The sequence below is a fragment of the Mahella sp. genome (assembly GCF_020054945.1).
GTDB lineage: Bacteria > Bacillota > Clostridia > Mahellales > Mahellaceae > Mahella.
In genome coordinates, this window is record NZ_JAIHAU010000061.1 from 1 (window position 1) to 8830 (window position 8830).

The window sequence follows — 8830 nt, forward strand, 5'->3', positions numbered from 1 at the left end:
TCGATCGGGCTAATAATAGTTTATGCTTTAAGAAACATGCCGAAACAGTTCCTCGAAGACGTGCTTGACATATCCGAAGGGCTGGAACACCGAATAAAGGGAGCCGCCATGCTGGCCGGCGACCTGCAAACCCTTATAAATTCTATAAAAACCAAGCGCTACACGCAAACGCGCATACAACGTGCCATTATCCACGCCATGCTCGGTATGAGCAATGATGTCATGTATGAATTGACTTCCAACGGAGGACCGCAATACATACGCGTGCTCGGTTTCTCAGAGAAAGGAAAACAACTGCTGCCACATATAAGCTCCAAATCTTCGCTACCGCTATTGTCCAAAGCCGCCGATTATCGGAGTATTTTATCGCCACCGGGCCGCAAACTTTTTGAAATAGAAATCAAGGCCACTGATCTTTATTCGCTCGCTTATATGAAACCGGCATTGCGCCGCGCCGGCAACGAATTCGTGAATGATATATATCATATTTGGTAAATACCGCAATATATTTATCTATATAACTGCAAATTCGCAAGGTATATATAGAGATTGAGATGGGAGGCGACGGCGCATTCCGCTCCACCCTACAGAGGATGGAGTCTGCTGCGCCAATTTTTGATGAAAAAAGCGGCTGGCGCATATATACTGGCTATATCGGCCTCGTTGTTGGTATTTGCTATATTGCTTTTCCCGCAGCAATCCTTTGAGGCATCGCTGCAGGGTGTACATATATGGTTTGAAATAGTATTTCCATCCTTACTACCTTTTTTTATAGGCACTGAAATACTCATATCCATAGGCGTCGTCAATTTCGTGGGGGTCATATTGGAACCCGTTATGAGGCCCCTTTTTAACACACCCGGATGCAGCTCTTTTGCATATATTATGAGCATAACGTCCGGCTATCCCACCGGAGCGCGCATCACTGCAAGGCTGAGGCAACAAGGCATGGTAAGCAAAGCGGAAGGTGAGAGAATGTTAGCATTTTGCAGCACATCCGGTCCGCTGTTCATATCCGGCGCCGTAGCCGTAGGCATGTTGGGCTATCCGTCGGCCGGATGGATACTATTGACGTCGCATTATCTGGCCAGCATAACGGCCGGCCTTATATTCCGCTTTTATAAGCGCAAAGAAACACATATAGATACAAATAGCAAACCGTCGCACTTGTTGTCGAGAGCAATATCCGAACTATATAATACGTACATGCAGAACAAAGAGCCGTTAGGTCAGATGCTGAATCGCGCCGTAAGCAGCTCGGTGCTGTCTCTGCTCAGTATATGCGGCTTTATAGTATTGTTTTCGGTGCTTATAAATATACTCGATTTAACCGGTATATTGGATATAGCAGCTCTAGTGACAGACGATTCCGCTGTGGCCAAACCGTTTTTAGCCGGATTGATAGAAATGACCATAGGATCAAGGATGCTCAGCCAGCTTCGGCTACCATTATGGGACAAATTACCGCTGATATCATTCATAATAGCATGGGGCGGGCTGTCAGTGCATGCACAAGTGGCGGCTGTCACATCTATATCAGGTCTGAGCCTCACTCCTTATATCTTTGCCAAAATTATACAAGCAATAACCGCCGCATTGTACGCTTCGATATTTACAAATATAATTCAACCCGCATATCAGCCCGCTTTCTCTGATGCACAGTCATGGCTTACGATCGCAGCGCATTCCGGTAGGCTTTTTATAATCGGCGTTATAGCGGTATTAACCATATCGATCGCAATAGCATTACTAAATCACATAAAGATTATAAAGCTATGATTGATGGTGTCCTTTTTTTAATTCAGCGCGGTCCTTTCGGATATTATCCAGCAATCGAGAAATGTAAACGTCCAGTTTGCCTAATACCTCATCCGCATAGTCATTAGCCCCAAGCCTTATCTCTCTAGCGTTCTTTTGAGCGTTACTTATTATCTCGCGGGCCTGCTCATAGGCTTTTCTGGTTATCTCGTGCTGATCGACCATAAGCTTAAATTGGTTTTCAGCATCTTGCAAAATGGCTTCAGCCTGCCTTTGAGCATCGGCTATTATGCTGTTTTTTTCGGCTACGACAACTTGAGCCTGCTTGAAATCATCGGGAAGACGTATACGTATCTCTTTTATAAGCTCGAGACATTGCTCTCTGTTTATCATAGTTTTTGACGTAAACGGTAAATTGTTGCCGCTTTCGAGCTCATCTTCAAGCCGCTCCAGCAACGCCATTACATCATCCATCTGTATTATTCTCCCTTCTTTCTAAGCGCGCGTACCACTTCCGCAAGTATCTCGTCCGGCACCAGCCCTTTTATACAGCCACCTAATCCGGCTACCTCTTTGACCATGCTTGAACTCAAATACGAGTACTGACCATTTGTCATCATAAATATGGTTTCTATATTATCATCCAGCTTTTTGTTCATCAAAGCCATTTGAAATTCATGCTCAAAGTCCGATACCGCCCTTAAGCCCCTTATTATAACCGACGCCTTTTTCACATGCATATAGTCGATGAGCAAGCCGGAAAAACTATCTACTTCAACGTTGTCCATGTCGGATAAAACCCTTTTTAAAAATGCTGCTCTATCCTCCAACGTGAAAGCAGGCTGTTTGTTCGGGTTGGCTACCACAGCCACTATAACCTTATCGAACATGCGCGCTGCCCGCTGTATTACATCTATATGCCCGTTTGTAACAGGATCAAAGCTTCCCGGATAAACACATATCTTCAATCGTCTTCTCTCCTTATAAAATCCAATATAGTATCACCATACGCTCTTTCCTTATAGGTAGTCCATCCAACACCGTCAAGTCCCAGCCCCTCCCTTTTACTGCGCTGCACCACCAATATACCGTCTTTATTCAATATATCCGTCGTTATAATGGCTTTGAGTGTTTTAATTATATATCCCATTTCATATGGTGGATCCATAAATATTATATCAAAATGAACTTGCTTGCGACTTAATAAATCTACGGCAGCGATAGCATCAGCCGATATTATTTTAACCTTATCGGACACTCTCAATAAAGAAGCATTGTTTTTTATCAGTTGTACACACTGCCGTTTGTTATCTACAAAATAAACCTCACGGGCACCGCGGCTCATAGCCTCCAAGCCGACGCTGCCTGTCCCGGCAAATAAATCTAAAAATACGGTTTCATCTATATATGGCGCTAAAATATTAAAGAGCGCCTCTTTTACTATGTCGGCCGTAGGTCTTACCTCTGCGCTTTTGGGCCCGCTCAATCTATGACCCTTAGCCGTTCCTCCGGTTATCCTCATAATGCATCACCCATGCTCTTATTTTAACATATATCCTCAAGAAATAACACCGTATTTGAAAATTTATGTATAAACACCAGTTTTGACGGCAATAATATTATTGTGTTAAGCATGGAGGATCGTTTAACACGGATTCCCCATAGAGCTCTTCCTTCAATTTCTCCTCTCCCGATATTGGTGACATGCTTATGTCACCAATTTTTTTATGTAAAAAAGAGCGGCATAGATATAGCCGCTCTGGTTTGATTTCAACAGTAATAAACCATTATTACAGCTTGCCGCCTTTATTCATAAGGGTCTGCTCGGCCTGCTGTATCATTTTCTTAACCATGTGACCACCTACTGCACCACAGTCCCTAGACGTTAAGGTTCCCCAATAACCATCTGCAGGAGTCTGAATCCCCAGTTCGTTTGCCACTTCATACTTAAATTGCTCCAAAGCTTGTTTAGCTTGAGGAACAACCTTCTGATTGCTATCATTATACTGTCCTTGTGCCATACGTTTCTTCACCTCCTGTTTTTGTTGTGCTATTAATTTATCCAAAGTCCTTATATTTTACTCTAGTAATTTATGTCAACATTAATTGAATGTTATTTCGTCGATGTTATTTAAAAATTGGCGTTTTATGCGCTGTTCCAGCAGAATCTTGCTGCGCTGATCCAGAATCATAGTTCCCTCGGCTAGCATCTGTACCGCCTCTTTGCTTTGCTTGAGCAAGGCTATATCGCTGAATATATCGGCCAGCTTTAGCTCGGATATGCCATGCTGCTGCAATCCTAAAAGTTGCCCCGGCCCGCGTATCTGCATATCTTGCTCGGCTATCTTGAATCCGTCATGAAGCTTGGTCATTATTTTTAAGCGACGTCCCGCATCGGAATTACCAGCATTTGAGATTAAAAAACAATATGATTTATGCCGGCCACGGCCTACCCTGCCGCGCAACTGATGAAGTTGTGCCAATCCAAAGCGCTCGGCATTTTCCACTACCATAACGGTGGCATTGGGTACATCTACCCCTACTTCTATTACTGTGGTACCGATTAAAACGCTTATTCGGCCGTTTTTAAAAGCCTCCATGACTTCATTTTTGTCATTTGCAGACATTTGTCCATGTATCAGACCGATACTATCTCCAAAAATACCTTTCTCTTTTAATTGATCGTATAGTTCTTGTGCCGACAGAGCATCGACAGCATCCGACTGTTCTACCAATGGACATATAATATACGCCTGATGGCCATTACTTATCTCCTGATTTATAAAACTGTAGAGTTTATCGCGCATAGAAGGCGGTATAAAGAAGGTTTCCACCTGTTGTCGTCCGGGCGGCATCTCGTCTACTATCGACACATCGAGGTCTCCATAAAAAATAAGCGCCATGCTGCGCGGTATGGGTGTGGCCGACATCACCAACACATGCGGATTACCGCCTTTTTTCTCCAGCACCGCCCTTTGCCTGACACCGAACCGATGTTGCTCATCTGTTATAACCAGACCAAGACGATGAAATTCTACATTATCCTGTATAACGGCATGAGTACCTACCACTACATCTATACGTCCATCCTTTATAGCTTCCAACATTTCATTTTTCTTGTTCTCTCCCATATTACCGCTTAATAAGGCGACGCTTATATCGTATCCGTCAAAAAATTTCTGCAGTGTCTGAAAATGCTGTTGGGCCAGCACCTCGGTCGGCGCCATCATAGCGCCTTGATAGCCGTTAGACGCCGCCACATATAAGGCCAGCACGGCTAAGATGGTCTTGCCGCAGCCCACATCGCCTTGCACCAATCTATTCATAGGCCTGCTATTCGACATATCAGCCAATATTTCATCCAACACGCGTTGCTGGGCACCGGTTAATGCAAAAGGAAGCCTTCTTATGAAGGCTTCCAATCCTATATCACGTATCCTGAATGGCGTACCCGCCTTTTGCGCATCGTTCTTTTTCTTTATGCTGTAAAATCCCAATTGCATACAGAAAAGCTCATCGAAAGCCAATCTTCTACGCGCTATATTCAGCGACTGAACATCTGCCGGAAAGTGTATATTGTTTATGGCAAAGTTTATTTCGGCGAGATCGTATCTTTTTCTCAATTCTACAGGAAGGTATTCTTCCCATTGACCCTTTATGAGTTCCAGGGCGTTTTTGATTATATTTCTCAGAATCTTCTGCGACATATCGGCCGTAGACGGATATATAGGCATGAGCCCCTCGTCGCCTTTCTCATCAGGAGAAGATACCTCCTCCCATTGGGGGTTTAGCAATTGTACCTCCCCATATCCTATATTAACTTTACCACGCATAAAATACCATTTGCCTGGCACAAATTTATCCTCGATGAATTTTTGATTATACCATACCGCATACGCTGAGGATGTGCCATCTTGAATGGGGATCTTGCTTATGGTAAGCCCCGACCTCGGTTTGACGCGGCGCGGTGTCCCCGATATCTCGCACACGATATTCACTACTTGCCCGCTTTGCCAACGGTTTATAGGTATTATTTCAGTGCGATCTTCGTAGTCGCGCGGAAAATGATATATAATATCCGCCAACGTATAGATGCCCAGCTTATTCAATAGCCGAGCACGCCTTGGACCTACTCCTTTTATATATTGGACCGGCATATCCGGAACAATATCCATCAAAATTCTATTCCCTCCACTATTACATTAACTGTAGTAGGTTCTAGACCTGTCAGTTCCTTTATATCATGCCTTACTTTATCCATCACCGCTTGGGCAGTCTGTTCTATAGCCATGCCAAATTTTATTATAACATAGATATCTATAGTCAATTGATCTTCCTTGTTATTTACACGTATACCTTTGGTCACGTTCTCCATACCCAGCAACTCTACTATACCATCTGTTGCCCGTTTGGATGCCATTCCCACTATACCGTCACATTGACTGGCACTTATACCTGCTATTCGCGCTATAACCTCATCAGCTATTTTTATTTTCCCTAATTCATTCACTATATCCATTACCCTTTCCTCCCCTATATAATAGATTTCCATAATATTGTACTCTTTAAATATACTATTGTCAAATGGCCGAAATAATGATACAATAAGGATGTTTTTGTATAGAGGGAGGGTATGGATATGTCAAAGGAATGCGCGATATGCCATAAGAGCGTTGCTTACGGCAATGCTATAAGTCATTCGCACAGGCGCAGCAACAGGCGTTGGGAGCCCAATTTGAGAAGGGTACGCATAGTTGTAAACGGCGCCCCTAAGCGAGCATATGTATGTACGCGTTGCCTCCGTTCAGGAAAGGTAGAGCGTGCCATATAAATAAACGGGAAGATGATTTCTTCCCGTTTATTTATTTTAGTGCGCCATACCCCGGGCACACCAAGAAAATGTACATATCGTAACATGCCGGTGAATGTATCACATTGATAATCGTATAGACCTAAATGTTGCTTCATATACCTTATAGCTATTTTTATGGAAAATCTTGAACCATATATTTCTATTATAGTTTCCGCCGATAGATTCAGATCGTATAAGCCATAAAATATTTAATAACTGGTTTAGAAAAACAGTCTTTGAAGCATACTAATAAATTGTAAATACTATAAATTTTATTTTACCTTAAACCAATTCCCAACTCTCAATATCAAAAATATCAAAGCATATATGGCAATAAAAATGCACATCATATCTGTCGTAAATATATAACAAATAATTGATGCTATTGCACAGGCTAACCAAAACAGCAGGATTAAAACTTCATACCTAGACTTACTTTTTTCTTCTTTGTTTTTTTTATATCTCTGTAAAGCATCAAACCAGCTTATAAATATAATTACCGGAAATACCAACACATTATATAAATTATCCATTGTTAATTCCTTTTTAGCAATATATACCAATATAGATATAACCGATACAATAAGACAAATACTTGTAGCCCAAAAGGCATACTTATTAATATATATATTCTTCTTGTTCAAAAGTAATCACCGCCTGTACTATTAAAATAAGAGACCTAATAAGCTTAGTACTGCATAAATTCTTAATAGTGACGCTCCGCTACTTATACTAACTTTTTTCTTGATATGTTATAATTTAGGTAAATAGGCGGAATCATACCAAGCGCTATACGCACCAAAGAAAGCAGATATATCTGCTTTCTTTGGTGCGTAATTCATCCTATCGAAGTTAGCATAGTTTAAATTATGCCATATCCATTATATATTTTCAAGCTTAATATTTGCACAGGGTATATGGGAAAGTGTAGGTTAGTAGGTTTAATCCATTAGCAAATATAGGATTTTATCTCCACAAAGGAGTAAAATCACTAGTATCAAAGCTACCTCTATATCTCTCCTCTCCATATATATATGATCTATTCCATGACTCGTATGTATTCATCATAACCGGAACATAATTGGTTGTGTACGAAGTCAAGCTAGTAATCTTAATACCTGTTTGAAATTCGCCGCTACTATTCATGTTGCCTGCATTGGCAATAGCATCTAACTCCATTTCAGTGAGATCTGGGAAAGCGAACCCAAATATTTGATCCACAATAAATTCTGCAGCTACAACTCCAATAACATAATAGTTCATCACAAATGTAACAGCTGCTGAATATGTAAGATGCGCGATTGTACCTCGCACTTCTCGGATTGAATCTTGTGATACCATAATATAATATCCCTGTGCTTTTTCAGGAGTAAGATAGACAATCTTATCGATGTTAAAATATACCCCATCAGGATCTGGTGATGCAATATCCCATGTCCAAGAACCACCGCTAGGCGAATAGTAAGAATCTAAGTTTTCTTCTACCCTTAATGTATAACTTCCGGTCCGTGTAGAAGAATAATGCCTTACTTTTACATAATAATCAGTATTACTGTTAAGACCAACTTCTAATCTGAAGTTAGTACCTGACCCACCATCATCATTACTGCTTATTAGTTCATATTTACCGGATAGCGTCTTTTTATATAGTTCTCCATATGTGTCTGTACTGCCTGTTGAATAGATATTGTATGCCCCACTGCCCGTGCTAGTTTTAAACACAAACCAATCAATTTGTCCTGCAGTAGCTATAGAATCAGATATAGAAGTGTTGACATAAATTCGTTGTGCACTATTTGCGGTAGCCCCTCCCATTGGTTCAATTAGATTATCCTCTATACTATCCTTTGTCTTGTTATCCGGTTTATCATCTATGCCATCATAAGGCGTTGCAAACTCTTTAAATTTACTAGTGATTGATCCTTCATCAAACGGCAGAAGTTCAATGCCTCTTTCTTTTGCAAATAGTCTGGCTTGTTCATACATACTTAAGCTAGATATGCCTTGTTTATTAGCTGCTTTAGGTTCCTCGGCTGCAAAAACGGATGATGTTATGGTAAACATCATTACAGCAACTAACATAATCGAAATTACTTTTTTCATAGATTAAAACTCCTTTCGTGTAAATACCATGCCAATGGTTTCCAATAATGCCCTGTTGGTTCCATACCTATAATAACATTTTCAAAGCCACCTTTCTGCTTTACATCCAGTATTTTT

Annotated in this window: 11 protein-coding genes; 3 read left to right on the forward strand and 8 right to left on the reverse strand. The window is 41.2% G+C overall.

What is annotated here, in order from left to right:
- Both JG770_RS09900 and ylbJ read left to right on the forward strand, forming a co-directional pair.
- On the forward strand, positions 1–495 hold a 495-nt coding region (locus JG770_RS09900; protein ID WP_291958446.1), incomplete at its 5' end, for a nucleotidyltransferase family protein.
- 54 nt (positions 496–549) lie between these two features.
- Positions 550–1779 carry a sporulation integral membrane protein YlbJ gene (gene ylbJ, locus JG770_RS09905; protein WP_291958449.1) on the forward strand — a complete coding sequence of 410 codons (1230 nt, stop codon included), beginning with the start codon at positions 550–552 and terminating at the stop codon, positions 1777–1779.
- Here the strand turns inward: ylbJ and JG770_RS09910 are convergent.
- The 6 genes from JG770_RS09910 to JG770_RS09935 form a co-directional block, all read right to left on the reverse strand.
- Positions 1774–2232 (reverse strand): ATPase, encoded by a 459-nt coding sequence (locus JG770_RS09910; RefSeq protein ID WP_291958452.1) that lies wholly within the window; start codon positions 2230–2232, stop codon positions 1774–1776. The genes ylbJ and JG770_RS09910 overlap by 6 nt on opposite strands.
- A gap of 5 nt (positions 2233–2237) precedes the next feature.
- Positions 2238–2726 carry a pantetheine-phosphate adenylyltransferase gene (gene coaD / locus JG770_RS09915; protein ID WP_291958455.1) on the reverse strand — a complete coding sequence of 163 codons (489 nt, stop codon included), beginning with the start codon at positions 2724–2726 and terminating at the stop codon, positions 2238–2240.
- Complete coding sequence (rsmD, locus tag JG770_RS09920; RefSeq protein WP_291958458.1) at positions 2723–3280, reverse strand: 16S rRNA (guanine(966)-N(2))-methyltransferase RsmD; 558 nt, start codon at positions 3278–3280, stop codon at positions 2723–2725. Before rsmD ends, coaD begins: the two co-directional genes overlap by 4 nt.
- A 268-nt stretch (positions 3281–3548) precedes the next feature.
- Positions 3549–3779: an alpha/beta-type small acid-soluble spore protein gene (locus tag JG770_RS09925; protein WP_013780625.1), complete on the reverse strand. Its 231-nt coding sequence runs from the start codon at positions 3777–3779 to the stop codon at positions 3549–3551.
- A gap of 81 nt (positions 3780–3860) precedes the next feature.
- Positions 3861–5933 (reverse strand): ATP-dependent DNA helicase RecG, encoded by a 2073-nt coding sequence (recG, locus tag JG770_RS09930; protein WP_291958474.1) that lies wholly within the window; start codon positions 5931–5933, stop codon positions 3861–3863.
- A complete protein-coding gene (locus JG770_RS09935; RefSeq protein ID WP_291958463.1) occupies positions 5933–6277 on the reverse strand; it encodes an Asp23/Gls24 family envelope stress response protein in 345 nt (114 codons plus the stop codon). The genes recG and JG770_RS09935 overlap by 1 nt, the downstream gene beginning before the upstream one ends.
- Positions 6278–6397: 120 nt before the next feature.
- Here JG770_RS09935 and rpmB point away from each other — a divergent pair, with 120 nt between their 5' ends.
- The gene (rpmB, locus tag JG770_RS09940) at positions 6398–6589 is read left to right on the forward strand and encodes a 50S ribosomal protein L28 (RefSeq protein WP_291958466.1); all 192 of its coding nucleotides are present in this window, start codon (positions 6398–6400) and stop codon (positions 6587–6589) included.
- Between the two features lie 293 nt (positions 6590–6882).
- Here the strand turns inward: rpmB and JG770_RS09945 are convergent, their stop codons facing one another.
- Entirely contained in the window at positions 6883–7254 is a 372-nt protein-coding gene (locus tag JG770_RS09945; RefSeq protein WP_291958468.1) for a hypothetical protein, read from the reverse strand.
- 322 nt (positions 7255–7576) lie between these two features.
- On the reverse strand, positions 7577–8713 hold the full coding sequence (locus JG770_RS09950; protein ID WP_291958471.1) for a hypothetical protein: 1137 nt from the start codon (positions 8711–8713) through the stop codon (positions 7577–7579).
- Between the last annotated feature and the right edge of the window lie 117 nt (positions 8714–8830).